The sequence below is a fragment of the Crossiella sp. S99.2 genome (assembly GCF_023094165.1).
In the GTDB taxonomy this organism is placed as follows: domain Bacteria; phylum Actinomycetota; class Actinomycetes; order Mycobacteriales; family Pseudonocardiaceae; genus Crossiella.
In genome coordinates this window covers 31,725-58,331 of record NZ_JALMDK010000017.1, presented here as the reverse complement: position 1 = coordinate 58,331, position 26,607 = coordinate 31,725, and the positions used below count along the sequence as shown (strand labels likewise).

Below are 26,607 nucleotides of genomic sequence, written 5' to 3'. Positions count from 1 at the left end.
CGGATGCGCAGGCTGACCCTTGCCGGGCTGCGGGCGCATTGGCGCCGGTTGCTGCTTGCCGCGCTGGCCACACTGCTCGGTACGGCATTCGTCGCGGGCACTCTGGTGTTGGGTGACTCATTGCGCACCAACACCGAACGGACGATTTCCGGAAACGCGAACCGTGCGGATGTGGTGGTGGCGGCGCAGAACCTGTTGCGCAAGCTGCCCGCCGACACCGCGGCGCGGATCGGCGAACTCCCTGGTGTGCGGCAGGTTCAGGGGCTGATCCAGGGCGATGTCACCGTGCTCGGGCGGAACGGACGACCGATCCGGGATCAGCCGGTCGGGTTCTCCGTCACCATGCGCACCTCGGTCACCGCGGGCCGGGTGCCCGCGGTGGATGACGAGGCAGTGCTGGCCGAACAGACCGCGCGTGCTCTGGGGTACCGCATCGGCGACTTGATCGTGTTGCTGGACAAGGCCCGCGGACAGCGGCACGAACTGCGGGTCACCGGACTCGTCGACGTCGCCGGGCAGGGAGTACTCGCGCTGCGCGGCGGCGTCGGTGTCACCGAGCCGGTGGCGCGTGCGATGACCGGAGAACATGCCTACAGCGAGGTCTATGTGCGGGGCGCGCCCACGGAATCCTTGCGTGCCAAGGTCGCTGGTGTGGTCGGTGGCGGACCGTACGCGGTGTACACCGGACCGCAGTTCGCCGAGAGGCAGGCTGCGGCCAGCGGCGTCGACCCGGTGGTGTTGCGGTCGGGCCTGGTGATGTTCGCGTTGGTTGCCTTGTTCGTGGCGATGTTCGTCATCCACAACACCTTCAACATCCTCATCTCCCAGCGCACCCGCGAACTTGCCCTAGCCCGTTGTGTGGGGGCGTCGGCGCGTCAGGTGTTCGCCAGTGTGGTCGCTGAGTCGGCGCTGGTCGGCACTTTCGCGGCAGCGCTCGGGCTCGGCCTGGGTATCGGTGCCGGGTATCTGGCGCTGGCGGTGATGGGCGCGAGTGGAGCCGGGCTGGGCACCGAGATGTTCACCCTGACGCCGCTGACCGTGGCGCTGAGCATGCTCGCCGGTGTGGCTGCCACGATGGCTGCCGCGTTGCTGCCCGCGCGGGCAGCAACGCGGGTGGCACCGATCGCGGCGCTGGGCGTTCAGCCCGAGTCGAGGACGCATCGGTTGCCGCGTTCTCGACTCGTGTGGGCACTGGTGTTGTGCGCCGCCGGGGTGCTCGGCGCCGTCGCCGGACTCGCCACCAACGCGCGGATTTACCCGCTGGTACTGGTCGCGGGCGGCGGGCTGCTGTTCTTCGTCGGCGTGATCGTGGCCGGACCTGCGCTGGTCCGGGTGCTGGCCGGAGCCGTCGGTCTGCCGTTTCGCCGATTTCTTGGTGTGCCGGGGAAACTGGCCGTGGCGAACGCGCTACGCAACCCCAGCAGAGCAGCGACCACGGTGCTGGCACTCATCATAGGCATCACGCTCACCACGGGCGTCTCGGTGATCACCAGATCGTTGGAGTCTTCTGTTGGAGCCGGTGTGGGTGCGGCGATCCCCGCCGACTACCTCGTCACCCCGCCGGGTACCGACGCTGACGTGACTCTGCCGCGTTCGATCAGCGTGGACCTGCGTGGCCGGTCGGAGGTCACCGAGCTGACCCAGGTCCGCGAGGCACCGGTGACCGTCAGGGGTGAGACCGCGATGATGTCCACGATGGAGGGTGCCATCCGGCCTGCGGTGGTGCGGGGGTCGCTGGCGGGCTTCGGGCGTGACCAGGTGGCCCTGCGGCCCGAGCGCGCCGCCGAACTTGGCGTGGATGTCGGCGACACACTGGCCATGACGGTCGGCGACCGTCTGGTCCGGGCTACGGTGGTGGCGCTGGTGACTGGAAACGTCGTGCCGCGCACCTTGGCGTCGCCATCCTGGTTCGACGAACTGTTCCCGCATCGCGGCGACACCAGCCTCCTGGTCCGCTTCACTCCCGGCCTGCCCGCCTCGGCGAGCCGCGCGATCATGGACAAGGCCACCGACCCTGTGCCCACTGCGAAGATCATCGCAACCGCCGACGCCAAGGATCGCTTGGAAAGCTCGCTGAACCAGGTCACCACCGTCGTCACCGGGTTGCTGGCCTTCGCGGTGCTCATTTCACTGATCGGCATCGCCAACACGATGACGCTGTCGATCCTGGAGCGTTCCCGTGAATCGGCCATGCTCCGCGCGCTGGGACTGGCCCGCCGTCAGCTCCGGCTTATGCTGATCATCGAGGCAATGATCTTCGGTATCGTCGGCGGCCTGGTCGGCGTGGCACTGGGCACCGGCTTCGGCTTGATGGCCGCGCGGGTGATCAATGACAACATCGTGCTGAGCCTGCCGTACGGGCGGATCGCGCTGATCCTGGTGGGCGCGGCGCTCGCCGGCATCCTCGCAGCGCTGATACCGGGGCGGCGGATCGCAAAGGACTCGGTGATGGCCTCGTTGGCGCGCAACTGATGCCCATGGGGCCTGACCGAGTGGCCGGGCCACCTTCGTTGTCGGCTGGCTGACGGATCGAGCAGGCTGGTGCGGGCGGGACAGACGGTGCCATGGGGTTTCTCCGCACGGGGCATGTCACCGGATTGTCCGGAACGGGGTTGTCCGGCGCCGAGGATTCGCACCGGACAACCCGAATTCCGTACTACAGCGCCGTGCGAAGGAACTCGGCGAGGGTGGTGCCGGGGCGGCCGGTCAGGCGGGGGATGTGGTGGGTGAACACGTCGGCCCAGCCGTCGACCGCGCTCCGCCAGAACATCTCGCCGGCGCGGAGGGCGTCCGGGTTGTCCCTGGCGGGCGGGGGCAGGCGGGTGGCGAAGGACTCCAGGGGTTCGTCGACGGTTGGGTCGTGGCGGACGGGGCGGCCGGTGGCCTCGGCCAGGGCGGCGGCGATGCCCGCGTGGTCCAGGGGCTGCGGGCCGGTGAGGTCGAGGATCTGGCCGTCGTGACCACCGGTGGCCAGCACGGCGGCGCCGGCGGCGGCCAGGTCGTCGCGGGTGACGTAGGCGATGTGGCCGGAGCCGAGGGTGCCGGGCAGGACACCGGTGTCGACGGCCTCGCGCAGGGGGAGCAGGAGCTGGAGCATGTCCATGTAGATGCCGTTGCGCAGCAGGGTGAACGGCAGGCCAGAGTTGAGCAGGAGTTGTTCGGTCTCGCGGTGCTCGAACAGGATCGGGCTGGCGTTGCCGGGTTCGCCCGCGCGGATCATCGAGGTGTACAGGAACCCGCCCACCCCGGCCTGCTGGGCGGCGGTGATCGCGTTGGCGTGCTGGGCGGTGCGGCGGCCAACCGCGTCGGTGGCGACGACCAGCACCCGCTCGGCGCCGCCGAAGTGCGGGAGCAGGGATTCCGGCTGGTCCAGGTCGCCGTAGTGGGCCTGGACGCCCAGGTCGGCGAGCTTGTCCGGGGTGCGGGACAAGGCGATGATCTTGCCCGCGTCCACGTGCTCGCGGAGGTGGGTGACGATGCGGCGGCCGAGCTGGCCGGAGGCGCCGGTGACGACGTGCATGGCTGGTTCCCTCTCGATGATGTGCTGACCATCGAGAGGGAACCAGCGTCGGGGTCAGCCGGTAAGAAGGCACATTGATGTGCCCGCCTCGCTAGGCGTTGAGCCTGCGGGACATCAGCTGCCCGTCGCCGCGGCGGACGCCGGCCACCAGCACGCCGTCGGTGCCCGCGCCGGCGGCCACCGGGCCGGTCAGCGCGCCGCCCAGGTCCTGCCAGGCAGTCCAGTTGCCGCCGTCGAGGTGGCTGCCGTGCAGGCGGCCGGCCCGGTCCAGGCCGAGCAGCCAGGAACCGGCGCCGGTCAGACCGACGGTCGGGTCCAGTCGCGGACCGGCGGGCAGGGCGCGCCAGGGCTGCCAGCGCACCGCCAGCTCACCGGTCAGCTCGATCGCCTCGAAGGCCCGGCCTGCCGGGTCGACTACCAGCGTCCGGACCACGCCGTGTGGATCGCGGAAGGCCAGCGGGTGGCTGCCGGGCTGGGCGCCCAGGTCCTGCCAGGCGGTCCAGCCGCTCGCGCCGCCGGGGCCGGTCTGCGCGCTCCACCGCACCTGCCCGGTGGGCCCGGCGGCGATGACCACGAGTTGGTCGCTGCCCTGGAAACTGCGTCCGCACACACTCGGCGGACCGCCCAGTCGCCCCGAATTCACCGGTGTCAGCCCGGCCCACGGCCCGCCCGGCCAGTGCGCCCAGGCCTGCAACAGTGCGCGCTGACGCTGGAAATCACCGCGGGCGAACAACTCCAGGCGGCCGTCGGCGTGTGCCGCGCCCACCGGATCGCCGTCGATCCCTTCGCCGTCAAGCTGTTCCCAGCGCGGGAAATCGCCGTTGGCTTCCTGGCGGCTGCGCAGCACCCGGCCGGTGGCGTCGGCGGCCAGGATCTCCAGTCGCCGTGCGCCCGCGAGTACCACCACCCTGGCCTGTGCGCCGATCGGCTCCGGCCGGACCGGTCGCCAGCCGCTGCCGATGGTGTTGGTGGAGTGCACGATCCGGCGTTCGTCGGCGACGAAGACCTGGTTTCCGGCCAGGGCAGGCGCGCCGCCCGCGCGGATGCCGCCGTCTGTCCACTGTGTCCAGTCGACCGGCCGGTCGACCTCCAGGCCGCGGCGGCGGGTGAAGGCGGTGCTGAACGTGGTGGATTCGCCTTCTGCGGCGGCGAGTTCGCCTCGCCAGGTGGTGAGCGCGCCGCCGAGGACCTGGGTGGTGCCCGCGCTGTCGAGTTCGTTGAGCTGGCCCCAGTGCAGGCGGCCGCCGTGCCGCACCGCGAGTTCGTGCAACAGGGTCAGCGCCATCCGGTTGCCGACCAGCCCGCGCAGCATGGCCACCTCGATCGCGCAGGACCGCTCGAACGGGGCCGGGGCCAGCAGTGACCGGCTGCCGCGCAGGAACCGCAGCGAGACGTACCCGCCGAGCGCGATCCCTTGCGCCCGCAGGGTTTCGAACACGCCGAGCACCCCGTCCACCCGCGCGGTCAGGTTGCCGTCGGCGGGGAAGAACAGTTCGGCGAAGTCCATCCGGAAGCAGTCGGAGTCGTAGTCGAAGAAGTCGCCGACCTCCCACCGGGTGCCGTGCACCAGCCAGGGCTGGTTGTCCGAGGGCCGCCGGGACGGTTTGAGCGCGTCGGTCACCGCCGAGGTGGCCACCTCCACCAGCTGCGGCAGGCCCAGCGTGGTGGTCAGGTTCAGCAGATCCGCGAGCACATCACCCAGGCGGCGGTCGGTGGGCAGGCCGAGCAGCTTGGCCACATCGGCCAGCAGCGGCGGCAACTCCTTGGCGCACAACGCCTGCCCGATCTCCGGCGGCAGAGTCGACCGCGAACGTTCGTCGAGTACCGGGGTGCTGGCCTGATCGCCGAGGCCGAAAGCCCGGCCGGCCACCGGAAGTTCGGTGTGTGGCAGTGATTTCCGTTGGCTCACCAGGCATTTGCGGTCGCCGTCGGCCTGGGTGACCGGGTTGATCAGGACCTCCAGGAACTCGTCCCCGGCCACCGCCTGATCGATCCGCGCGCCCAGTCCGGGAGACAGGGTTCGCCAGGTGCTCGGCCAGCGGTGCTCGACCAGCGCTACCTCGGTCTCGTCGTGCGCGGCCAGCACCGCGGTGTGCACGATGCCGAAGCGGCCCAGCGCGAGCACCGCCGCGTCCAGCGCCGCGTCACCGCGGAGTTCCCGCACGGTGGCGCCCGGCGGCAGCTCACCCTCGGCGATCAGGTTGTCCCGCAACAGGTTGACGTCCACCACGGCGATGCGCTGCACCAGGGTCAGCTGCCCGCCGGAGCCGACCAGCAGCAGCGCGTGCAGGTAGTCGCCGATGGCCGGGCGGGCCGCGTCCCCGCCGTGCGTGCCGGTGCCCACCGCCCCGGCCAGGCTCTGCCCGCACGCACCGCCCAGCGTCGGCAGGGTCCAGCGCCGTCCGCGCAACAACTCCGCGGGCGGGCCGGGTCGGCCGTCCGGACGGGGTCTGCCGTCCAGGGCCAGGCACAGGTTGCGGATGGTGATGCCGCCGCCCACCGCCACCAGCAGCCGGTCCGCCGGGCCGGGCTGGGCGATGGCGGACTGCACCGCCGCCGGGAACCCGGACAGCGCCTCGGTGCGCACCACCACCCCCTCGCAGTGCGCGGGCGCGGAGTAGGCCCAGGCCGAGCCGGCCGCGTGCACCGGCAACCCGGCCGCCTCCGCCTCCCGCACCACCTGGCACAGCTCGGCCAGGCTCTTCGGCGTGGCGAACCCGGCCACCGGGGCCTCGATGTTCTGGGTCCAGTTCTGGAACGTGTCCATACAGACGATCCCCCTCGTCAGTCCTCCCCGCGTGCACCCTTTCGAGGCGGACGCGAACTGACAAGTCCCTTCCGGGCAGACCTGTGGGCACCCTCGGCTGCCACCCGCCCGCCGGGGAGCCCGGGGCAGGGCTTACCTTGTCATGATCGTGTGAAGTGGGAGGGTGGCCCGATGGGGGACAACGAGTTCGGCGCGCTGTGGGAGCGATCGACCGGCGAGCAGATGCTGGTGGCGATGGCCGACGGCCGCGCCCCGCTGCCCCGGCACGCGGTGCCGATCGGGCTGAGCCTGCGCGAGGTGGTGCGCGGCCGGGTCACCCTGCGCTGGAAGCCCACCGAGGACGCCTGCAACTCCGCCGGTCAGGTGCACGGCGGCTATCTGGCCATGGTCCTGGACGACGCGGGCGCGATGTCCTGCGTGACGCTGACCGACCGGTACCGGCCGATGCTGACCATGAGCCTGCACATCGACTACCTGCGGCCGGTGCTGGCCGGGGTGGAGTACGTGGCCACCGGCGTGGTGGTGCACCCCGGCAAGCGGCGGATGCTGGCCGACGCGGAGATCACCGACGCCCAGGGCCGCCGGGTAGCCCGCGCCAGCGGCAGCTTCACCCCAAACCTGAGCTTCAACGGCTGAGCTGGATACCGCCGAGTTGGCCCAACTGGTACGCCCGGTTGGCCCAAGTGGGCGTACGACTTGGGCCAACTCGACGGTGGGTGGGGCCTGGAGGTAGGGATGGACGCCGCGCGGCGGCCCCTGCGCCACCGCGCGGCGTCCTGGTCTCAGCCGCCGTGGCTGCGGCGGGCGAAGGAGACGGCGTAGGCCCGGGTGCGGAAGGCCAGCACCGGGTCGTCGGACAGGTCGATGCCCGGCGTCACGCGGGTCGGGTCGAAGACCTGGCCTGCCCAGTGCTCCTGGTCGGCGGACTTCGCGGTGATGTCCAGGTGCCCCACCGCGATCTCGGTCCGCTCGGCGGGCCAGGCCTTGGTGCAGTCGTTGGTCGGATCGCCGTCCTCGCCGAGCTGCACGTGCAGGGTGAACCGGACCGGGCCGTTCAGCAGGCGCTGGGTCAGCTCCTCGGTCAGGTACTCCGGGGTCTGGTGGCCCGCGTCCTCGGGGGACAGCTCCTGCAGGCCTGCGGCGGGCTCCCACCGGTAGCGCACGAACCGGGACTCACCGGCGGCGTTGGTCCACTGGAAGGCGTGGATGGCCCAGTACTTGGCCGTGCCGTAGCTGACCGGGATGGGCATCGCGCCCGCGGCGGTGAAGCCGGGGATCGCCTCCGGGTTGTCCTTGATGTAGGCGCCCAGCAGCGCCGGGTCGTTCTGCCCGGTGTGCGGGTCCTTCTTCAGCGCGCCCAGCAGCTTGACGAAGTGCTCCGGGGTGGAGACCACGAACACCGGCAGGTTCACCGCGACCAGGTCGGTGTCCACGCCGTGCCCGAGGTGGAACTTCACCGCGATGCCGCGGCCGGAGCGGCGGCCGTCCGGGCTGTGCGGGTTGCCCTCGGAGTTGGAGAAGCGCACGGTCGCCTGGACCGGCTCCTGCTGCAGATGCGCGGCGGTGGTCAGTTCGGCGGCGGCGCCGGTGGGGGTGAAGGTGGCGTCGAAGCAGACACCGCGGGCGTGCGCCCGGCGATACCCGGGGTGGGTGCCGGAGACCTGTTCCATGCCGTCAACGGCGTCGACAGCAAGGTCATGCGTGGTGGGAGAGCTGGTCATAGCCGCAGCGTAAGCGCTTTCCAGCAGGTGGATGTCCTACAAAACGCCGACTTGAGATCAGCATCCTGGAAGACATCGTGGGCTTGCTCACGACGAACGCGTTCGTGACGAACATGTTCGTTATAGTGGTGCCATGCCCGCCGAGAATGATCAACCCCGAAGCCGTCGCGAGCGCCCGGCCAAGCCCGCGCTGAGTCGCGAGTCGATCATCGGCGCCGCGCTGGAACTGGTGCGCGCCGAGGGTTTGCCGCGGGTCACCATGCGCCGCCTGGCCCAGGAACTCGACACCGGCGCGGCCTCGCTCTACGTCTATGTCCGCAACACCGCCGAACTGCACGCCGCGGTGCTGGACGAACTGCTCGGCGCGGTCGACCGCGGGCCGGGCGGGGACTGGCGGACCCGGCTGGAACGGCTGCTCACCTCCTATACGAAGGTGCTCTTCACGCACCCCGGCCTGGCCCAGTCCGCACTGCTCGCCCGGCCGTCCGGACCGCACTACCTGAACCTGATCGAGACCATGCTCGCCCTGCTCGACGAGGGCGGGATCCCACCCGGCACGGCGGCCTGGGGGGTGGACCTGCTGCTCCAGCACGCCACCGCGACCGCGGCCGAACACAGCGAGGCGGCCCAGGATCCGGCGGACTGGGCAGCGTTGTCCTCGGCTATCCAGCGCGTCCCGGCGACCACCCACCCGCGGATCGCCGCGGCCGGCCAGGACCTGCTCTCCGGCACCCCGGAACAGCGGCTGTCCTGGGGTTTCCAGCTGCTGATCAATGGCCTCGCGCACACCCCGCGCCCCATCGACTGACGGAGTCCACCATGACCCACCATCCCGTAGTGATCATCGGCGCCGGTCTCGGCGGCCTGACCCTGGCCCGCGTGCTGCACCAGCACGGCATCGAGTCCGCGATCTTCGAACTGGACACCGGGCCGGACGCCCGGCCGCAGGGTGGGCTGCTGGACCTGCACGAGGACACCGGTCAGGCCGCGTTGCGTGCCGCCGGGCTGTATGAGCAGTTCCTGGCCGCGGTGCACCCGGGCGGCCAGGCATTCCGCATCCTGGACCGGCAGGCCGTGGTGCACCTGGACGAGCCCGATGCGGACGGCGGCCGTCCGGAGATCCCGCGCGCGGCACTGCGGAATCTCCTGCTCGACTCACTGCCCGCGGGCCTGATCCGGTGGGGTGCCAAGGCAATCGGCGTGCGCGCGCTCGGCGACGGACGGCATGAGATCACCTTCGCCGACGGCCCCTCGGTGACCACCGAGCTGCTCATCGGCGCGGACGGCGCCTGGTCCAAGGTTCGCCCACTGGTGTCCGACGCCGTACCGGGCTACACCGGAGTGTCCTTTGTGGACCTCTACCTGCACGAGGCGGACGAACGGCACCCGGCGGCCGCGGCGGCGGTCGGTGGCGGGATGATGTTCGCCCTGGGGGAGGGCCGCGGCTTCCTGGCCCACCGCGAACCCGGCGGCACCCTGCACATCTACTGCGCGCTCACCACCGAACCCGAGGCCATCACCGCCACCAAACCCGCGTTGCTGGCCGAGTTCGCCGACTGGCACGAGCAGCTCCGGGGATTCATCACCGGCGCGGAGAACCCCCTGACGAGCCGCCCCGTGCACGCGCTGCCCATCGGCCACCGCTGGCCGCGCACCCCGGGCGTGACCCTGCTCGGCGACGCCGCGCACCTGATGTCGCCGTTCGCCGGTGAGGGCGCGAACCTGGCCCTGATCGACGCCGCCGAACTCGGCGCCGCGCTGGCCAAACACGCGGGCGAGCCGGAGACCGCGCTGGCCGAGTACGAGCAGGCGCTGTTCCCGCGCAGCGAGGCCGCGGCCGCGATGTCGGCGGACGGCCTGGTGCTGTGTTTCCGCCCGGACGCCCCGCTCGGCCTGGTTGAGCAGATGGCCCAGTTCCGCGCCTAGGCCCTGGTCAGCCGGGGTATTCCGGCGCCGGTGGAAAGAGGATACGGCGCACCCCTGTCGCCGCGCCGGAACGCGGCCAACACTCTGCACGCCGACGGCCGCCCGGCCCGGCCAGCAGACAGGGGAGATCAGCGATGTCCAGACCCCGCACGCCCAGGTTCGGCGGCGCCCTGCGCGCGGCCGCCTGCCTGGCGCTGGTGGTGCTGACCACCGCCACCGGACTCAGCGCGCCACCCGCCGCCGCGGCGGCCCCGGCGGCCGTGCCCGCGGTCGCGCCACCCACCCGGTGCGCCTTCCCGGTGACCGGCAAGATCGCCCAGCGCTGGGCCGCGCTGCGCGGGGAACACGGTGGCCTGGGCTGCCCCACGGCGGCCGAGGGCGGCATCCCGGGCCGCAACGGGCGCAAGCAGGTCTTCGAACGCGGCGAGATCGCCACCGCGCCCGATCACGGGCCGGACATGGTGCTGGCCGCCTACCTGCGCGGCGCCGAGGTCGTCCTGGACTGGGGTGTGATGGACGGGCCCGAACACGGGACCTGGCGGCTGCACTGGACGCACAACGGCGCCTACGCGGGCAACGACGGCTTCACCTTCCGCGACCCGCGCTCCGGCACCTACAGCACCGTGCTCGGCCAGGGGCACGGCCGCTACGAGTTCGCCGTGGAGGGCATGGACCGGGAGACCCACTCCGACCGGGGCCGCACCGTGCCGGTCGGGGTCAACCTGGCCGATCTGCGCGCGCAGGCCGACTGCGGGGCGGTCCAGGTGGTCAACGGCACGCACGCGCAGCGCTGGCAGGAACTCGGCGGCAAGGACGGCATCTTCGCCTGCCCGAAGAACAACGCGTTGCCCACCGATGTCTTCGGCAAGCCGGAGGGGTCGCGGCAGTCCTTCGACCACGGCACGATCAGCACCTGGTTCCGCACGGTCGACGGCAAACCCTGGCTGGCTACCGCCTCGGCCGCCAACCACCTCAACTGGGTGCACCTGCGCTGGCACTCGCCGGACTTCTACGAGCGGTTCGTGATCGAGGTCAAGGGCGCCCAGCCGGGCACCTACTACAGCCGGGTGCCCGACTTCGACGGCGGCTTCATCGGTGCCCGGCGGGCCGACGGCGCGGTGTCCTTCCGGGCCTTCGGCCCCTCGGAGGTCACCATCCACGGCTGCCGGGCCAAACCGCTGGGCGGCGGGGTGGACTGCAACTACCCGGTGATGCAGACCAACGTGCTGCCCGACGGACCCAGGTCGATGGACCTGCCCGGGCTGACCACCGCCGATCCGGCCCAGGCCATGGCCAAACTCGGCGCCCGGCAGGCCGAAGCCGTGCGGTACTACGCCTGTTACCGGGTGGCCGAGCCCAACGGCCCGGACAACTCGGTCTTCTACCCGGAGCGCCCCGGCGACGACCAGGGTGTGCACCTGGCCGCGATGCTGGAAAGCGTCCGGCTCTTCGGCCAGGACTTCGCCTGTCCCGGCCAGCGCCCGGCGGTCGATCTGGCCAACGAGTTGCTGCGCAACCTGCGACCGCACGGCACCGGCACCTCGCACAAGGGTTTCTCAGCCGGACCGGCCTCCTGCCCCAGCCGGGTCGGTGACTACGACACCTTCCTCAAGTCGCTGATGATCATCGTGTACCGGCACTGGGACTTGCTGCGGCAGGAGACCCGGCAGTGGATCACCGGGCAGCTGATGACCGAGACCGGCCCGCATTCCCAGGACGATGAGAAGATCCGGCTGTGCGGGCTGGTCGACCTGCCCGAGTCGGAGAACCACCGGCTGATGATCGAGGCGGCCAAGTACCTGTCCAACCAGGTGCTGCTGGACCAGACCGGCAAGGCCGAGTTCCACAACGGCGGCAACGGCATGCGCGACGAGCTGCTGAAGATGCTGCACCGCTTCGCCCAGTTCGACCTGCTGGAGTTCAACTCCCGCAACTACACCCGCTACTCGATGCAGGCGTTGTTCAGCCTGCACGACTTCGCCCGCGACGAGGAGATCCGCACCGGCGCGCGGATCGTGCTGGACTACCTGACAACCAAGTTCTCCGCCAGTAGCAACGGGTTGCGCCGGGCCGGGCCGTTCCGCCGGGTCACGCCGAACATGGACTGGAAGAACAAGGTCTACTTCGCCGGCGGCTCCGACCCGCAGACGCCGTTCTTCATGCTGTGGACCGGTTTCCGGCCGGTGGACAACGCGGGCGAGCAGGACATGTGGTTCATCGCCCCGGATGAGCGCGGCGCCGGGTGGAAGGGCCGGGACGTGATCCCGGAGTGGTGGTCGCATGAGGCCGCGATCGCCTCGATGACCTGGTACCTGCCGCCGAACTCGGCCATCCGCACCGCGATGGCCCGGCCGGATCAGCCCTACCAGGTGGCCTACTACCACGGTGAGCGGCCGCGGCTGAGCTTCGCCAACGAGAATGCCGCGGGCGGGGTGGAGATCTACGCCCAGTCCAAGTCCTTCACCGTCACCGCGGGCGGCATGTGGCTGCCCAGCGGGTACGGGCTGGACGAGTGGTTCAACCGGTTCGCCGACAACGAGAACTACGCCTTCGCCCAGGCCACCACGCTGCTGCCGGTGCGCAACCACAAGACCGCGCCCACGGTGTGGGAGAACCTGATCCGCTTCAACGGTCGCGGTGACCTCAAATCGAACGGGAGCGGCGGCTGGTACTACAACGAGCGCGGCGTGGTCAACACCTGCGTGCAGGGCGGCTTCGCCTGCGGGCTGAACCTGGTGGTGCCCAAGGTGTGGCAGGACTGCGCGGTGCGCGATGTCAGCAAGCCGAACTGGGAGTTCCTCAACCTCAACACCGACGCCTGTGGCTGGCAGGGCATCTCGCTCGCGATCCGGTCCACAGTGGACAGTGAGATGGCATCGAAGGGGGTCAAGGGAAACGGCGGGTTCTTCTACGCCGCGGAGACCACGGACCTGCCGTACGCGCAGTTCGTGGACAAGGTGTACAACGCCAACAAGGGCCTGCCCGAGGTGCTGGAGGTGGGCAAGGAGCACACGTTCGTCAAACCCGACGGCAAGCCGCTGACCTTCTTCCTGCGCACCCCGGACAACAGCTACCACGCCCCACAGGTGGCCTCGGTGGACGGCGTGCGCAAGCCGAACTGGTCCAGCACCCCGCTGGCCCAGGGCGAAGCGCTCAGTACCGCCGGACACGACGGCCTGATCACCTTGGCGGACAAGGCATGTGGCAGCCGGACCGAACTGGACTTCCGCGCCGAGCTGAAGCCGGTGGTCCGGGCCAACCACGGCAGCTGCGGCATCACCCAGGCCGAGGCTGCGCTGCACGAGGCAACCAGGTTGTGGGGTCAGGGCAAACGCCCCGAGGCCGCGGCCAAGGGCCAGGAGTCGCTGGGGCTGCTGCGGCAGGCGGCCAGGGACGACCGGCGGGCAACAGTCCTCTTCGGACAGTGGGCGCGCTCGCCGATCGCGCAGTACCTCGGTGACGCCGAGGCGATCTCGGTGCTGCGTGAGGCGGTGAGCGGCTACCGGATGCTCAAGCTGCGCGAGCCCGAGCAGCGGGAGCATCAGGCGTATGAGGCCACCCTCGAACTCGACCTGGGCATCCGGCTGTACAACGCGGGGGATCGGTCGCAGGGTGCCGCGCACACCCGGATCGCGCTGAACCTGGTCCGGGATCTGGCCGCGGTGGACAAGAAGTACGCCGAAACCGTGGCCACCTGGGGGAACTGGCCGGTGAGCCCGTACCTGGCGGCCACCGGGCAGGGTCCGGAGGCGCTCGCGGTGCAGCGCGATTCCCGGGAGATCTACCAGCGCCTGGTCGCCGAGCAGCCCGGTAACAAGGAGTTGCGCAGCCGGGAGCAGCAGGCGCTGATCGGTCTGGGCACTCGGTTGTGGGAGGGCGGCGACCGGCCGAACGGCCTGGCCGCGGTGCTGGAAGGCGTTGGCCTGGCAAGGAAACTGGCCACCGAGGACCTCGCGTACGCCACCGTGTTCGGCGAGTGGCTGATGAACCCGGCCAGCGGCTACCTGGCCGAGTCCGGACGGCAGGCCGACTCGGTGACCCTGTTGCGCGAGGCGGTCGACACCTACCAGCGCCTGATCACCGCCCAGCCACAGACCGCGGTGCACCGCTACAACAAGGGCCGGGCCTTCATCTCGCTCGGACATCGGTTGTGGCACAACGGAACCAAGGACGAGGCCACCGCCCGGGTACTCGACGGCATCGCCCTGGTCCGCCAGCTGAGCACGACCGACCCGTCCTACCGGCCAACCTTGGCCGAGTGGCTGATCAACCCGGCCAGCCACTACCTGGACGGCACCGGCAAGCGCCCGCAGGCGGTGGACGGGGTGAAGGAGGCGATCAACCTCTACACCGCGCTCAACGCCACGGATCCGGCCACCTACGGGCCGAAGCTGGCGGCGGCGAAACGTCGGCTAACCGAACTAGGTGGCTGATTGTCCGAATCGCGGAAAAGAGTGTGGGAAACTGAAGTGATTCTCGGCGTACGTTCTTGGTGTCAGCCGAAATGGCTGGCGATATATCCGAGACAATTCCCGAGGAGCACTCATGGACATCGTGCGGGTTTGGAAGGACGCGGAATACCGTCGGTCGCTGGGCGTGGTGGCGCACCCGGCCGGTGAGGTCGACCTCTCCGACGCGACGCTGGCCACCGTGGCCGGTGGGGCTGCCGGAACCTGGGTCTGCCCCAGCAAGTTCCTCTGCCAGACCACTCAGCTGACCACGACCACCACCACCGCGCAGACCGCCAAGAGCGTCTGCCACTGCCCGTAAGGGTCCCGCCGGGGCCGTGCCTGCAGAAGGCACGGTCCCGGCGTTTTCATTTCCCGCCGCTCGTTTCGATAATTCCGAGGAGGGCAGGACGCATGTCCGTGCCGACCCACGCCATTCCGGCCGTTCCGAACACGGCCGTCGACCTGCCCTGGGAACTCGCCGCCACCATTGCCGAACGCCTGCGCGGAATTGCTCCAGCGCCGCGCTCCGCCGCCGAATCGGCCGACGGCGCCCGTCGCCTCCGGCTCTGGCGGGAACTCTCGCCGTTCCAGACCGAGGACCTGGACCGCGCCTTCGCACCGCTGGGGGTCAGCGCGGCGGAACTCGCCGATCTGCTCGGCGAAGCGCCCGAGCGGCTGCGCGCACGTCTGGGTGACGAACCGGCCTGGGTGCGGCAGTTCACCGCTGCGCTGACCAACGAGAAACCGCTGCCGCCCGAGGTGGACGTGCTGCCCGAGCACCTCGGCTTCGCCGAACTGGTGCGCCCGCAGCTGCGCCTGACGCTGGGCTGGCTGGCCGCCGCGCTGGACTGGACCACGTTGCCCGCCGGGCTGCTCACCGTGCTGGCCAACGGGATCCCGATCCTGCCACTGGCCCAGGCCGTGCAGCGCACGCTCACCCTGGAACTGAACGTGGCCAGAGTCCAGGGCAGGCTCGCCGGCGACACCCCGGAGGACCGGTTCCACAGCTTCACCCAGGCCCTGCGCGACCCCGAGACCGCGCTGACGCTGTGGCGCGAGTACCCGGTGCTGGCCCGACACGTGCAGGGCGTGCTGTGCCGCTGGTTCAGCACCAGGGTCGAGTTCGCCCAGCACCTGGCCGCGGACCGGGCCGAGCTGATCACCACCGTGCTGGGTGGCGCGGATCCGGGCCGGGTGACCGAGGTGGGCTTCGGCTCCGGCGACACCCATCGCGGCGGCCGCACCGTGGCCATCGTGCGTTTCGAGCGGGCCACCGTGGTGTACAAACCCCGCTCCCTGGCCGTCGACCTGGTGTTCAACCGCTACCTCGACTGGTTCAATCAGCGCGATCCCTTGCACCCCTTGCGGGTGCTGCGGGTACTCGATCGCGGCGAGCACGGCTGGGTCGAGTTCGCCCAGACCGGCCCGTGCGCGGGCGCCGAGGAGTTGCGGGCGTTCTACTGGCGCACCGGTGCCCTGCTCGGTCTGCTGCATTCCTTGCGCGCCACCGACATCCACATCGAGAACATCATCGCCGTCGGGGCCGATCCGCTGCTGGTCGACCTGGAAGCGTTGTTCCACACCAATCCGTGGGAGGGCGACGGCGCGGAGCTGTCGCCGCCGCAACGCGTCTACGCCGAATCGGTGCTGCTGGTCGGCCTGCTGCCGCAACCGGTGGTGGTGCGCGATCCCGAGGGCCGCAGCTTCACCGCGGATCTGTCCGGGGTGGCCGGGCGCGGCGGGCAGAGCCTGGAGGCGGTGCCAGTGCTGGAGGCCATGGGCACCGATGAGATGCGGGTGGTCAACCGGCACGTGGACACCGAGGGCTCCGGCAACCTGCCCAGCCCGGCCGACGGCGCCGAGGTCCGGGTGCAGGAGTACGCCGGTGACGTGCGGGCCGGGTTTTCCTTCTGCTACCGGCAGATCCTGGCCGACCGCGAGCAGCTGCTGGCCCCCGGCGGGCTGGTCGGCGAGTTCGCGGGGGTGACGTTGCGGCTGATCCTGCGGGCCACCCGGTTCTACGGCCGGGTGATGGAGGAGAGCCTGCACCCGGACTTCCTGCGCGATGCCACCGACCGGCAACGCGCGCTGTCCCGGCTGTGCGAGGCCCCCGAGGATCTCGGCCAGGCCACCGAGGTGCTGGCCGCCGAACTGCGCGCGATGTGGCTGGGCGACATCCCGTTCTTCGAGTTCACCCCTGGCGCGCGGGACCTGCTCCTGGACGACGGCCGGGTGCTGCCCGCGGTGCTGGACCGGGCGCCCCTGGAACTGGTGCGGGAGCGGATCGGGAGGATGAGCGAGATCGACCTGCGCCGCCAGCTCGGCCTGATCCGGGACTCCTTCTTGTTGCTGGAGGCCGGTCCCGAGGCCGGCGCGGTCCGCGCCATCCCACCGCGATCCGCCCCCGGCGCGTTGTCCGCCGAGGTGGAACCGCTGTCCAAGGACGAGTTGCTCGCGGTCGCTGAATCGGTGGGGGAGAGCCTGCTGAGCAGCGCACTCGCCGAGGGCAACCGGATCGGCTGGCTGGGCATCGACCTGGCCGACGAACGGCACTGGCAGATCGCGCCCGGCACCCAGGACCTCTACGGCGGCCTGGCCGGGATCGGCCTGTTCCTGACCTACCTGGCCAAGCACACCGGCCGGGACCGCTGGCACACCGCGGCCGGACTCGTCGCCGACGAGGTGGCCCGGCTGACCGCCCGGCGTGCCAGGGAATGGGCCAAGCTGTCCAGCCACCAGCGCGCCAACCTGGTCCGCGATCTGCCCTGGGACGTCGGCGGTTTCGGCGATCTCGCCGGCGGGATCTACTACCTGGCGCACGCCGCGGCCGTGCTGGAGCGGCCCGGCTACACCGACCACGCCGCCGAGGCATTGCCGTTGCTGCGCGCGGTACTGCACCGGGACGAGTCCTACGACGTGCTCGGCGGCTCGGCAGGCGCCATCCTCGGCCTGCTAGCCCTAACCGACAGTCCACATAGGACAGAGGCGCTCCAGTTGGCCGAGCTGGCCGCCGATCACCTGCTGACCCACCGCCTGGACACCGAGTCCGGCTACGGCTGGATCGCCACCGGCGCCACCCAGCCGCTGACCGGGCTCTCCCACGGCGGCGCGGGTATCGCGATGGCCCTGGCCCGGCTGCACGCGCTCGCCCCGCACCCGGACTACCTGCGCACCATCACCGGCACGCTCACCCACGAGAACAGCCACTTCGTGCCCGGCGCGGCGAACTGGCTGGACCTGCGCGAGTACACCCCCGAGGGCGGCGCCAGCCACGCCTGGTGCCACGGCGCGCCGGGCATCGCACTGGCCCGCCAGGACCTGCTGCGGCACGATTTCCTGGCCGGGCAGGCAGATCAGCTGCGCGCCGACCTGGCCGCCGCGATGCACACCACTGCTGTGGTGCAACGGGTCTCGGCGGACTGGGGCGGACTGGGCAATCACAGCCTGTGCCACGGCGAACTGGGCAACCTGGACATCCTGCTCAGCACCGGCGCCCTGCCCGCACCCGAACTCGACCTGCTGCTCGCCGCCCAGCTCGCCGACGCCGAACGGACCGGCTGGCGCTGCGCGGTGCCCGAGGGCACCAGCACCCCCGGCCTGATGCTCGGCCTGGCCGGGATCGGCTACGGCCTGCTGCGCTTCGCCGAACCCCAGGCCACCCCGTCCGTGCTGCTCCTGGAAGCACCCGCCCGATGAACGAGCTGTACCGGCCCGCGGCCGTGCGCGCGCACCTGGCCGCCCCGCGCGGCGGTGAACCCGAGGACCCGCACACCCGGCCGATCCGGCCGCGCTGGTGGCCGGCGGTGGCCGCGATCGGCATGCTGGCCGCCGCGGTGGCGACCTGCCTGCTGGTCCGGGTGCCGGTCACCGCGCGCGCCACCCCAACCGCGGTGGACGGCGAGACCGTCACAGCTCTGGTGGTCAACGGAAAACAGCCCGACCTCGGCGCCGTCGCGGAGGTGACGACCGGCGGCGGCACCTTGTCCGGCGAGGTCGTCGCGGGCGCACCCGAGTTGCGGATCCGGGTGCCGGGGCTGGCCGCGGACCGGGTCACCGCCATCGCGATCAACCTCGGCAGCCGCCCGTTGCTGCTCGACCTGCTGGACTGAAGGGGGAAACACCGTGCGCACGCGCCGAATCCGGGTCGAACTGCAGAACACCAACGCCGAATGCGGACTGGTCTGCCTGGCCATGATCCTGTCCAGCCACGGCTGCGCGATCTCCTCCCAGGAACTGCGCGACCGGCTCGGCACCGGCCGGGACGGCACCAGCGCCCTGGAACTCCTCCGCGTGGCCAGGGAATGGGGCCTGCACGCCGAGGCCAGACGAGTCGAACCAGCCGATCTGTCCACAATGGACACACCGTTGATCCTGCACTGGAACTTCAGCCACTTCGTGGTGCTGGAACGTTTCACCGCCGACCGGATCACCATCGTCGACCCGGCCTCGGGCCGCCGGGTGGTCTCGGCCGAGGAGTTCGACCGCAGTTTCACCGGCGTCGCCCTGGTCCTCACTCCGACCCCGGCCATGCCCCGGCGGACACGGCACACCCTGCGCGCGCTGATCACCTTTGTCCGCACGGTCTTTCCGCGAGCCAGGGCGGTGGTCGCGCTGGTGGTGCTGTGCTCGGTGCTGCTGGTCCTGCTCGGCCTGCTGCCCGCCCTGCTCACCCGGTACCTGGTGGACGAACTCGTTCCCGGCGGCCAGCCGGGCGCGCTCACCGCACTCGGCCTTGGCCTGATCGCCTTCGTCGCGGGCCAGGCCATGACCGGCTACGCCCGCGCGGAACTGTTGGTGTACCTGCAAACCAGGACCAGCCGGAACCTGTCTACCCGGTTCCTGCGGCGGCTGCTGGACCTGCCCTACTCCTACTTCCAGCTACGCACCGGCGGCGATCTGCTCAGCCGGTTCGGCAGCAGCGAGGTGATCAGGGACCTGGTCACCGCCCAGTTCCTGGCCGTGCTGCTGGACGGCGCGCTGGTGCTGCTCTACCTCGGCGTGCTCTTCGCCGGCTCGGTGCCCTTCGGCCTGGCGGTGGCGGGCACCGGCGTGCTCAACCTGGTGGTGCTGTGGGTGTTCGCCCGGCGCGCACACGAACTGACCGAGGTGCAACTCAACCGGATGGCCGGCACCCAGAGCTACCTCCTGGAAACGGTGGTCGGGGTGGAGACGATCAAGGCATCCGGCGCCGAGGACCGGGCCTACCAGCGCTGGTCGCGGATGTTTGACCGGCAGCTGCGGGTGAGCATGGACCGGCAGTCCCTGGACAACCACCTGGAGCTGTGGCTGACCGTGCTGCGGGTCGGGATGCCGTTGGGACTGCTGTGGTTCGGCGCGTACCTGGTGCTGGGCGGGCAGCTCGGACTGGGGGAGTTGCTGGCGATGAACACCCTGGCCGGCTCCGTGTTCGCACCGCTGACCTCGCTTGCTATGACCGGCAAGTCCTTCCAGACCGTGGGCGTGCACCTGGGCCGGATCCAGGACGTGCTGCGCGAACAACCCGAACAGCCCGACCGCGAGCACACCATCAGCCCGCGGATCAGCGGCGAGATCGAGCTGCGCCAGGTCAGTTTCGGCTACGGCCCGGAAGCCGAACCCGCGGTGCGCGAGGTCTCGGTGCACTGCCCTGCGGGCGCGAAGATCGCCATCGTCGGCCGCACCGGCTCCGGCAAAAGCACCCTGGCCCGCCTGCTTCTCGGCCTGCACCGCCCGAGCACCGGCACGGTCAGCTTCGACGGCATCCCGATGGGTCTGCTGGACCTGACCGCGTTGCGCGGCCAGTGCGGCGTGGTCATGCAGACCCCGCACATCTACAGCGGCTCCATCCTGGACAACCTCACCCTCAAAGCCCCCGACGCCACCTTCGACGAGGTGGTGCGCGCCGCGACCGTGGCCGAGGTGCACGAGGATTTGATGCGGATGCCGCTGAACTACCACACCGTGCTCTCCGAAGGCGGCGCCGGACTGTCGGGGGGCCAGCTGCAACGGCTGGCCATCGCGCGGGCGGTGCTGGGCGAGCCCAGGATCCTGCTCTTCGACGAGGCCACCAGCCACCTGGACGCGGCCACCGAGGCCGCCGTGCAACGGAATCTGGACGAGCTGGGCTGCACCCGGATCGTGATCGCGCACCGGCTGAGCACGGTCCGCAACGCCGATCTGATCATCGTGATGGGCGAGGGCGCGATCACCGAACTCGGCTCGCACGAAGACCTGCTCCGCAGCGGCGGCCCCTACAGCACCCTGGTCGAGTCCCAGCTGATCTAACCGCCCCCACCCACCCGCCGCCGTCGAGTTGGCCAAACTCGTACGCCCAGTTGGCCAAACTGGGCGTACGACTTGGGCCAACTCGGCGTTAGCTCGCCTCCGGCTCCGCGATCTCCCTGGCCACCCGCGGCGGCCAGGAACCGGCGACCAGCACCCCGGCCGCGTAGGCCCTGGCGACTAGGGTGACCCGGTTGGAGGCGGCGAAGGCGCGCTGCATGGCGGCCAGGTGGTATTCGACGCCGCGCACGCTCAGGTGTAGCCGGGCGGCGAGGCGCTGGGAGGTGGCACCGGCGGCGATGCCCTCCAGGATGCGAGCGCGGGTGGCGCTCAGGGCGGCGGTCCTGTCGTGCGCTGTCACCAGGTGATGATCTCGCCGGGATCCCCGCGAAGGCACCGTGGAACCACCACGAAAACAACGCGGATCAGGCCCGCAGCTCAGCCCGGCCGGTGATGCCGAGTTTGCGGTAGGTGGCGCTGAGGTGGCCTTCCACGGTCCGCTCGGTCAGGCCCAGCCGGGTGGCGATGTCCCGGTTCGTGCAGCCGTGCGCGGCCAGCGCGGCGACCCGGGACTCCCGGTCGGTGAGCGCGCCCGGACCGGTGGCCGGGCGGGGTGCGGCCGCGGCGCCGAGCCTGCGCCGGGCCGAGGCGGCCAGTCCGCAGGCGCCACAGGCGAAAGCCACCGCCCGCGCCTCGGCCAGGGCCTCGCGGGCCAGGCGGCACTGTCCGGCGGCCTGGCGGGCTTTGCCCAGGTCGAGCAGGGTGCGGGCCAGGTCGAGGCGGGCGGTGGTGGGGCGGAGCAGGGCCGCGGAATCCTGGAGCAGGTCCAGGCCGCGGCTGCCGCCGGTGACCAGGCCGAGGGTGCGCTTGGCGATGCCGAGTGCCAGGCCGGTGCCCCATTCCGCGGCCAGTTCGTGGGCCTGCTCGGCGAGTTCGCCGGCCAGGTGCGGTTGCTCGCGGCGCAGGTGGGCGCGGGCGGCCCAGGACCGCCAGTCGGGGGCGGCCGGGTTGCGGTGACCCAGTCGGGACTGGCGTTCGCCGCAGCTCAGCAGGTCGGCCAGGCCGCCGTCGAGATCACCACTGGCGAGCCGGGCCCGGCCGCGGGCGAGCAGGAAGGAGTTCCACAGGTAGGAGGATTCCAGGGCCGGGGTGCTGACCACGGTGTCCAGCAGGCGTAACGCCTGTTCCGGGCGGTCGCGGTCCACCAGGGCCTCGGCCAGCAGGCCCAGCGGCACCAGGTGCGGGAAGCCGGAGACCTCGGCGGGCAGCAGGTCGAAGGTGGCCCGCGCGGTGCGGATGGTCTCGCGCAGTTCGCCGTCGGCGGCGGCGTGGGCGGCGCGCAGGGACAGCATGATCGCCTGGTCGAATACCGAACCCGACTGCTCGGCGCGGTCGATGGCGGCGTCGATGTGCTTGCGGGCCAAGGTGTTCCGCCCCGACCACAGCAGCACCCACACCGGCGCGGCCGCGGCGACCCCGGCCAGCGGCCTCGCGCTCGCGGCCAGTGCACGCCGGGCCAGCGCGGCCGCCGGAGTGGCCGGGCCGCCGAACAGGGCGGAGGCGAAGGCGAGTGCGCCGAGCAGGGTTCGCTCGCCCTCGCTGTCGCCAAGAACGTTGTGCCGCAACCGGTTCACCTCGGCCCCGGCCTCGGCGGCGGTGCTCTCATCCAGGACACCCCAGGTCAGCCGCCGGGCATCCAGGGCCAGCGCGGCCTCCCGGTCGACTGGCCGCAGCCGGTCCGCCGTGCGGGCCAGCACCCGGACCGCCTCGTCCAGGCGGGATTCGCGGACCAGGTCGTCGCCGAGCACCTCGGCCACCGCGCGCTGCCGGGCCGGGTCGGTGAGCTGTTCCAGGGCCTGGGCGAGGTGCCGGGCGCCCGCCGCGGGCTGCGCCACCGACTCGGCCAAACCCAGTGCCACCACTAGATCCAGGCGGTCCGCGGCCGGTGGTGGTTCGGCCAGTGCGCGGCGCAGGTAGTGTGCGGCGGCTTCCGGCGCGCCGCGCTGGGTGGCCTGGTCGGCGGCGGCGCGCAAGGTCCACACCGGCCAGTCCTGACCCGCAGGTGACAGCCGGAGCAGGTGCGCGGCGATCTGCTCCACCGGCGCGCCGACCGCGGTGAGCAGCCGGGCGGCCGCCCCGTGTAGTTCCTGCCGCCGCGGCCCGCACACCCCGGCGTAGACCGCCTCCCGCAACACCGGGTGCGACCAGCTCAGCGCGTTGTCGGCAAGGAGCCCCGTGGCCCGCAGTTCCGCCGCGCACCGCCCGGCCTGCTCGATGTCCATTGTGGACAGTGCGGCGGGCAGTCCTGGATCGGCGGCCTCGCCGAGCACCGCGAGGGCCTCGGCGAAGCGCCACACCTCCGGTGGGAAACCGGACAGCCAGTCCAGCAGCGAGCGCCCGAACACCTGCCCGCCGAATCCGCTCAGCCGCCGGGCCGGATCCTGGGCCAGGGCCCGGCGCAGCAGCCCGGCCAGCAACGGGTTGCCACCGGTGAGCCGGTGACAGGTGGCCGGTTCGGTGCCGGTCAGGGTGGCGATCGCGGACTCGCTCAGCGGGCCCAGCGGCAGGTGCGTGCAGCCGGATTCCGGCCCACCTGGCCGCAGCAGCAGTTGCAGCAGCCGCAGGCGTGGGTGGCGGCCGCGCAGGTGCGCCAGCCAGCGCAGCGAGGCTTCGTCGGCGAACTGGGCGTCGTCGACGACCAGCACCGCCGCCCGCGCTCGCCCGAGCACGGTGCGGGTGAACGCGCACAGCCCGTGCGCCACCGCGAACGGATCCCGCCCGCCCTCGGCGATCCCGGTCAGCGCCGCGCGCGCCGGACCATGGCACGGCTCGGCCCCGGCGAGCACCGGTTCGAAGAGTTGCCGGGCCACTCCGTAGCCGAACTCGCGTTCCAGGTCGTCGCAGTGCGCGCGCAGCACCAGCACCCCGGCGGGCAGCCGGGCGGTGAAGGCCCGCACCAGGCTGGTTTTGCCGATCCCGGCCGGTCCGGTCACCAGCACGGTCCGCGCCGCACCGGCGCATACCCTGGCCAGTTCCGCGTCGAGCCGGGCCAGTTCGGCCGCCCGCTCCAGCAGTTCGCCGCTCATCCCGGCCAGCTCGGCAGTTCGGCCCGGGACCTGATGCCCAGCTTGCGGTAGCTGGTGCTCAGGTGGGTTTCCACCGTGCGCAGGGTCAGGTGCAGTTCGGCCGCGATCCGCCGGTTCGTGTAGCCGCAGGCCGCCAGCTCCACCACTCGCCGCTCGCTCTGGGACAGCGCCGGTATCCCGGCCGCCGGCCGGGTCGGACAGCGCCCGCCCGCGGCGGCCAGCCGGTCCCGCGCGGCCGCGGCCAGGCCACCGGCCCCGCACCGGTCCGCGGTCTCCAGGGCGCGGCGCAGGGTGCTGCGGGCGGCGGGCAGGTCACCGCGCTCGGCCTGGAGCGCGCCGGTGTCCAGCAGTGCCCTGGCCAGTTCCACCGGGGCCCCGGCGAGCAGACCGGTGGCCTCGGCGAGCAGCGCCAAGTCGCCGGTGGCCAATCCCACCAGTCCCTGTGCGGTGCCGATGGCGCGCGCGGTGCCCCACTGCCGGGCTAGTTCCAGGGACTCCTCGGCCAGCCACAACGCTTCCGCGGTGTCGTCCAGGGTGAGCAGTGCGCGCACCGCCCAGGCCCGCCAGGGCACCGCGACCGGGTTGTCGTGCCCGGCCGTCCGCATCACCTCGCCGACCGCCAGCAACTCGGTCAGCCCGGCCCGCACCTCGCCGCGTTCGATCCGGATCCGGGCCAGCACGGCCTGGTGGAACTCGGCCCCGATCACCGTCCTGGTCACCGGCACCGCGAGGCTGTGCAACAACTCCTCGGCCTCGGCCGCCCGGCCCTGGTCCAGCAGCACCGAACCGTGCACGCCGAGCTGGATGAACCGCTGGAACCCGGCCAGCTCCTCCGGCACCAGCTCATCGGCCTGCCCGGCGAACAGCTCCGCCTCGGCCAGCTTCCCCGCGAACAACGACACCTGGGCGCGCAGGGCCAGATGCAGGCCCAGGCCCAGGATGGCGTGCGTGCGCCGGGCCCCGGCGATGGCCTGATCCGAGTAGTGCGCGGCCAGGTCGAGTTCGTCGGCCCAGGTCAGCGCCGCGACGCTGGAGGTGTGCAGCGGATTGGCCAGTTCGGCCACCGGGGTAGCCCGCAACGCCCGCGCGGCCAGTGCCGCGGTTTCCGCCGCCGGGGCGTTGTACAGCGCTTTCCCGTGCGCCAGCGCGACCAGTCCGACCCGCTCGCCCGGGGTGGCGCAGGGGAGCGCGGCGCCGTCGGTGGCGAGGACTTCCGCCCGGTGCGCGGCCGTGTGGTCCACGCTCATCATCAGCCAGCGTCCACGCAGGATCCGGGCCACATCAGGTTCGGACCCGGCCAATTCGTCGGCGGCGCGGCCGAGCACCTCGATCGCCTCCGGCTCCCGGCCCTGCCCGGTCAGCGTTTCCGACAGTGCCACCGCGACCCGCAACCGGGTGGGCGGATCGGCGATCTCCGGCAGCACCCCGAGCAGGTGCTCGATGCCCGCGGCCGGACTGACGAAGGTCGCGGCGAGTCCGTGCCGCACCAGCACTTCCACCCGCTCGGCGGCCGGGGGCGGTTCGGCCAGCGCACGGGCCAGGTAGTCCGCGGCCACATCCGGCGCGCCGCGGCCGATCGCCTGGGTGGCCGCGCCGCAGAGCAGGCTCACCGTCCACGGATCCGCGGCGGGCGCGGCCTGCCGCAGATGCGCGCACACCTGTTCCAGTGGGGCGCCGTCGTCGTGCAGCAGGGTGGCGGCGCGGCGGTGCCAGTCGTCCCGCCGGCGCGGGCCGAGCTGCTCGTAGACCACCTCGCGCAGCAGCGGATGACTCCACCGCAGCGGCAGTCCCGGTCGCAGCAAACCCAGCTGCCACAGGTGATCCCCGGCCCGGTGGCAGTCGGCCAGGTCCAGTCCGGCCAGCCGGGCCAGCAGGCCGGGATCGGCGCATTCGCCCAGTACGGCCAGTGCCCCGGCGAAGGCCCGGCCGGCCTCGGTGAACCCGGCCAGCCAGCCCCGCACGGTCGCGGCGAACCGCAGGCTGGTGAACCGGGACAGCTCCCGCGGCCCCGCCGGGTCCATGGCCAGGGAGCGGGCCAGCAGCGGATTGCCGCCGGTGGCCTGGTGACAGGCCCGCACCAGCTCCGGCGTTGGCGGCTCGGCCAGCGCGGCGGTCAGCAACCGGCCCAGGCCGGCCTCGCTGAGCAGGCCGGGCCGGATCAGCCCGCAGCGCGGATCAGTGGCCAGCCAGGCCAGCGGATCCGGTGGCGCGTCCCGGTCGCTGGTCCGCCTGGTGAGCAGGAACAGCACCGGGTAGCCGCGCAGCCGCCGGCCCGCGTAGCGCAGCCAGCGCAGCGAGGGCGCGTCCGCCAGGTGCGCGTCGTCCACCACCAGGATCAGCGGTCCGCGGCGGGCGGCGTTGGCGCACAACCAGTACAGCCCGTGCAGCACCGCGAACGGCGCGTCCGCGGGCGGCTCGGCCCCGGCGTCCTCGGTCAGCACCAGGGCGGCGGGCCCGGCCGGGCCGGAGAGCAGATCGTCCCGGGCCACCCCGGCCAGCAGCGGCCGGAAAAGCTGCCGAACCATGCCGAATGCCGGGGCCCGTTCCCATTCCCCACACCAGGCCCGCAGCACGGTGGCGGTATCCGCGACGGCGCCGTTGGTGAAATGTTGAACCAAACTGGTTTTGCCTATTCCAGCCGGGCCTTCCACCAGTACCACCCTGGCCGACCCGGCCGCGGACAGTGCCGCTTCCTCGGTCAGCCTGGCCAGCTCATCCTCGCGGTCCAGCAGCTCAGGGGTGGTGCGCGGGCCCATGAGCATCCCTCTCGATCCGGCGGCATCGCATTTCTCCAGTCAGGTTAACCCCGGTTTGTACCGGGAATGTCACGCCCGCCCGGCGAAGGGATCGAATTGTCTGATCGCCATTCTCGCCG

The 26,607-nt window shown here is 71.8% G+C and carries 15 protein-coding genes; 9 read left to right on the top strand and 6 right to left on the bottom strand.

From position 1 onward, the window contains the following. Nucleotides 1–3 precede the first annotated feature (3 nt). A complete protein-coding gene (locus tag MZC64_RS41385; RefSeq protein ID WP_247764847.1) occupies nucleotides 4–2,472 on the top strand; it encodes an ABC transporter permease in 2,469 nt (822 codons plus the stop codon). A gap of 184 nt (nucleotides 2,473–2,656) precedes the next feature. On the opposite strand, the gene MZC64_RS41380 is transcribed toward MZC64_RS41385, so the two are convergent. Next, complete coding sequence (locus MZC64_RS41380) at nucleotides 2,657–3,520, bottom strand: NAD(P)H-binding protein (protein ID WP_247764848.1); 864 nt, start codon at nucleotides 3,518–3,520, stop codon at nucleotides 2,657–2,659. Nucleotides 3,521–3,611: 91 nt separating this feature from the next. Further along, on the bottom strand, nucleotides 3,612–6,287 hold the full coding sequence (locus MZC64_RS41375; RefSeq protein ID WP_247764849.1) for an FAD-dependent oxidoreductase: 2,676 nt from the start codon (nucleotides 6,285–6,287) through the stop codon (nucleotides 3,612–3,614). Between the two features lie 171 nt (nucleotides 6,288–6,458). Between MZC64_RS41375 and MZC64_RS41370 the strand changes: the two genes are divergently transcribed. After that, nucleotides 6,459–6,923 carry a PaaI family thioesterase gene (locus MZC64_RS41370; RefSeq protein ID WP_247764850.1) on the top strand — a complete coding sequence of 155 codons (465 nt, stop codon included), beginning with the start codon at nucleotides 6,459–6,461 and terminating at the stop codon, nucleotides 6,921–6,923. 146 nt (nucleotides 6,924–7,069) lie between these two features. Here the strand turns inward: MZC64_RS41370 and MZC64_RS41365 are convergent, their stop codons facing one another. Continuing rightward, nucleotides 7,070–8,008 (bottom strand): catalase family peroxidase, encoded by a 939-nt coding sequence (locus MZC64_RS41365; RefSeq protein ID WP_247764851.1) that lies wholly within the window; start codon nucleotides 8,006–8,008, stop codon nucleotides 7,070–7,072. A 133-nt stretch (nucleotides 8,009–8,141) separates the two neighbouring features. Here MZC64_RS41365 and MZC64_RS41360 point away from each other — a divergent pair, with 133 nt between their 5' ends. The 7 genes from MZC64_RS41360 to MZC64_RS41330 all read left to right on the top strand — a co-directional run bounded on the left by MZC64_RS41360 (nucleotide 8,142) and on the right by MZC64_RS41330 (nucleotide 20,649). After that, complete coding sequence (locus tag MZC64_RS41360) at nucleotides 8,142–8,816, top strand: TetR/AcrR family transcriptional regulator (RefSeq protein WP_247764852.1); 675 nt, start codon at nucleotides 8,142–8,144, stop codon at nucleotides 8,814–8,816. Nucleotides 8,817–8,827: 11 nt separating this feature from the next. Beyond that, nucleotides 8,828–9,934, top strand: coding sequence for an NAD(P)/FAD-dependent oxidoreductase (locus tag MZC64_RS41355; protein WP_247764853.1), 1,107 nt, complete (start codon nucleotides 8,828–8,830; stop codon nucleotides 9,932–9,934). A gap of 134 nt (nucleotides 9,935–10,068) precedes the next feature. Continuing rightward, nucleotides 10,069–14,367, top strand: coding sequence for a hypothetical protein (locus tag MZC64_RS41350; RefSeq protein ID WP_247764854.1), 4,299 nt, complete (start codon nucleotides 10,069–10,071; stop codon nucleotides 14,365–14,367). Between the two features lie 112 nt (nucleotides 14,368–14,479). Continuing rightward, nucleotides 14,480–14,704: a mersacidin/lichenicidin family type 2 lantibiotic gene (locus MZC64_RS41345; RefSeq protein WP_247764855.1), complete on the top strand. Its 225-nt coding sequence runs from the start codon at nucleotides 14,480–14,482 to the stop codon at nucleotides 14,702–14,704. Between the two features lie 92 nt (nucleotides 14,705–14,796). Continuing rightward, nucleotides 14,797–18,081: a type 2 lanthipeptide synthetase LanM family protein gene (locus MZC64_RS41340; protein ID WP_247764856.1), complete on the top strand. Its 3,285-nt coding sequence runs from the start codon at nucleotides 14,797–14,799 to the stop codon at nucleotides 18,079–18,081. Beyond that, nucleotides 18,078–18,494 carry a hypothetical protein gene (locus tag MZC64_RS41335; protein WP_247764857.1) on the top strand — a complete coding sequence of 139 codons (417 nt, stop codon included), beginning with the start codon at nucleotides 18,078–18,080 and terminating at the stop codon, nucleotides 18,492–18,494. The genes MZC64_RS41340 and MZC64_RS41335 overlap by 4 nt, the downstream gene beginning before the upstream one ends. 13 nt (nucleotides 18,495–18,507) lie before the next feature. Then, nucleotides 18,508–20,649 (top strand): peptidase domain-containing ABC transporter, encoded by a 2,142-nt coding sequence (locus MZC64_RS41330; RefSeq protein WP_247764858.1) that lies wholly within the window; start codon nucleotides 18,508–18,510, stop codon nucleotides 20,647–20,649. Between the two features lie 88 nt (nucleotides 20,650–20,737). Here MZC64_RS41330 and MZC64_RS41325 read toward each other — a convergent pair whose 3' ends face one another. The 3 genes from MZC64_RS41325 to MZC64_RS41310 all read right to left on the bottom strand — a co-directional run bounded on the left by MZC64_RS41325 (nucleotide 20,738) and on the right by MZC64_RS41310 (nucleotide 26,488). Further along, complete coding sequence (locus MZC64_RS41325; RefSeq protein WP_247764859.1) at nucleotides 20,738–21,007, bottom strand: LuxR C-terminal-related transcriptional regulator; 270 nt, start codon at nucleotides 21,005–21,007, stop codon at nucleotides 20,738–20,740. A gap of 64 nt (nucleotides 21,008–21,071) precedes the next feature. Further along, nucleotides 21,072–23,732, bottom strand: coding sequence for an AAA family ATPase (locus MZC64_RS48370; protein WP_282106721.1), 2,661 nt, complete (start codon nucleotides 23,730–23,732; stop codon nucleotides 21,072–21,074). After that, nucleotides 23,729–26,488 carry an AAA family ATPase gene (locus MZC64_RS41310; RefSeq protein WP_247764860.1) on the bottom strand — a complete coding sequence of 920 codons (2,760 nt, stop codon included), beginning with the start codon at nucleotides 26,486–26,488 and terminating at the stop codon, nucleotides 23,729–23,731. Before MZC64_RS41310 ends, MZC64_RS48370 begins: the two co-directional genes overlap by 4 nt. Nucleotides 26,489–26,607: the final 119 nt, after the last annotated feature.

Excerpts from the sequence above, each read along its gene's own strand:
- MZC64_RS41385 (WP_247764847.1), top strand. The coding sequence starts at position 4 with ATGCGCAGGCTGACCCTTGCCGGGCTGCGGGCGCATTGGCGCCGGTTG.
- MZC64_RS41380 (WP_247764848.1), bottom strand. The coding sequence starts at position 3,520 with ATGCACGTCGTCACCGGCGCCTCCGGCCAGCTCGGCCGCCGCATCGTC.
- MZC64_RS41375 (WP_247764849.1), bottom strand. The coding sequence starts at position 6,287 with ATGGACACGTTCCAGAACTGGACCCAGAACATCGAGGCCCCGGTGGCC.
- MZC64_RS41370 (WP_247764850.1), top strand. The coding sequence starts at position 6,459 with ATGGGGGACAACGAGTTCGGCGCGCTGTGGGAGCGATCGACCGGCGAG.
- MZC64_RS41365 (WP_247764851.1), bottom strand. The coding sequence starts at position 8,008 with ATGACCAGCTCTCCCACCACGCATGACCTTGCTGTCGACGCCGTTGAC.
- MZC64_RS41360 (WP_247764852.1), top strand. The coding sequence starts at position 8,142 with ATGCCCGCCGAGAATGATCAACCCCGAAGCCGTCGCGAGCGCCCGGCC.
- MZC64_RS41355 (WP_247764853.1), top strand. The coding sequence starts at position 8,828 with ATGACCCACCATCCCGTAGTGATCATCGGCGCCGGTCTCGGCGGCCTG.
- MZC64_RS41350 (WP_247764854.1), top strand. The coding sequence starts at position 10,069 with ATGTCCAGACCCCGCACGCCCAGGTTCGGCGGCGCCCTGCGCGCGGCC.
- MZC64_RS41345 (WP_247764855.1), top strand. The coding sequence starts at position 14,480 with ATGGACATCGTGCGGGTTTGGAAGGACGCGGAATACCGTCGGTCGCTG.
- MZC64_RS41340 (WP_247764856.1), top strand. The coding sequence starts at position 14,797 with ATGTCCGTGCCGACCCACGCCATTCCGGCCGTTCCGAACACGGCCGTC.
- MZC64_RS41335 (WP_247764857.1), top strand. The coding sequence starts at position 18,078 with ATGAACGAGCTGTACCGGCCCGCGGCCGTGCGCGCGCACCTGGCCGCC.
- MZC64_RS48370 (WP_282106721.1), bottom strand. The coding sequence starts at position 23,732 with ATGAGCGGCGAACTGCTGGAGCGGGCGGCCGAACTGGCCCGGCTCGAC.
- MZC64_RS41310 (WP_247764860.1), bottom strand. The coding sequence starts at position 26,488 with ATGGGCCCGCGCACCACCCCTGAGCTGCTGGACCGCGAGGATGAGCTG.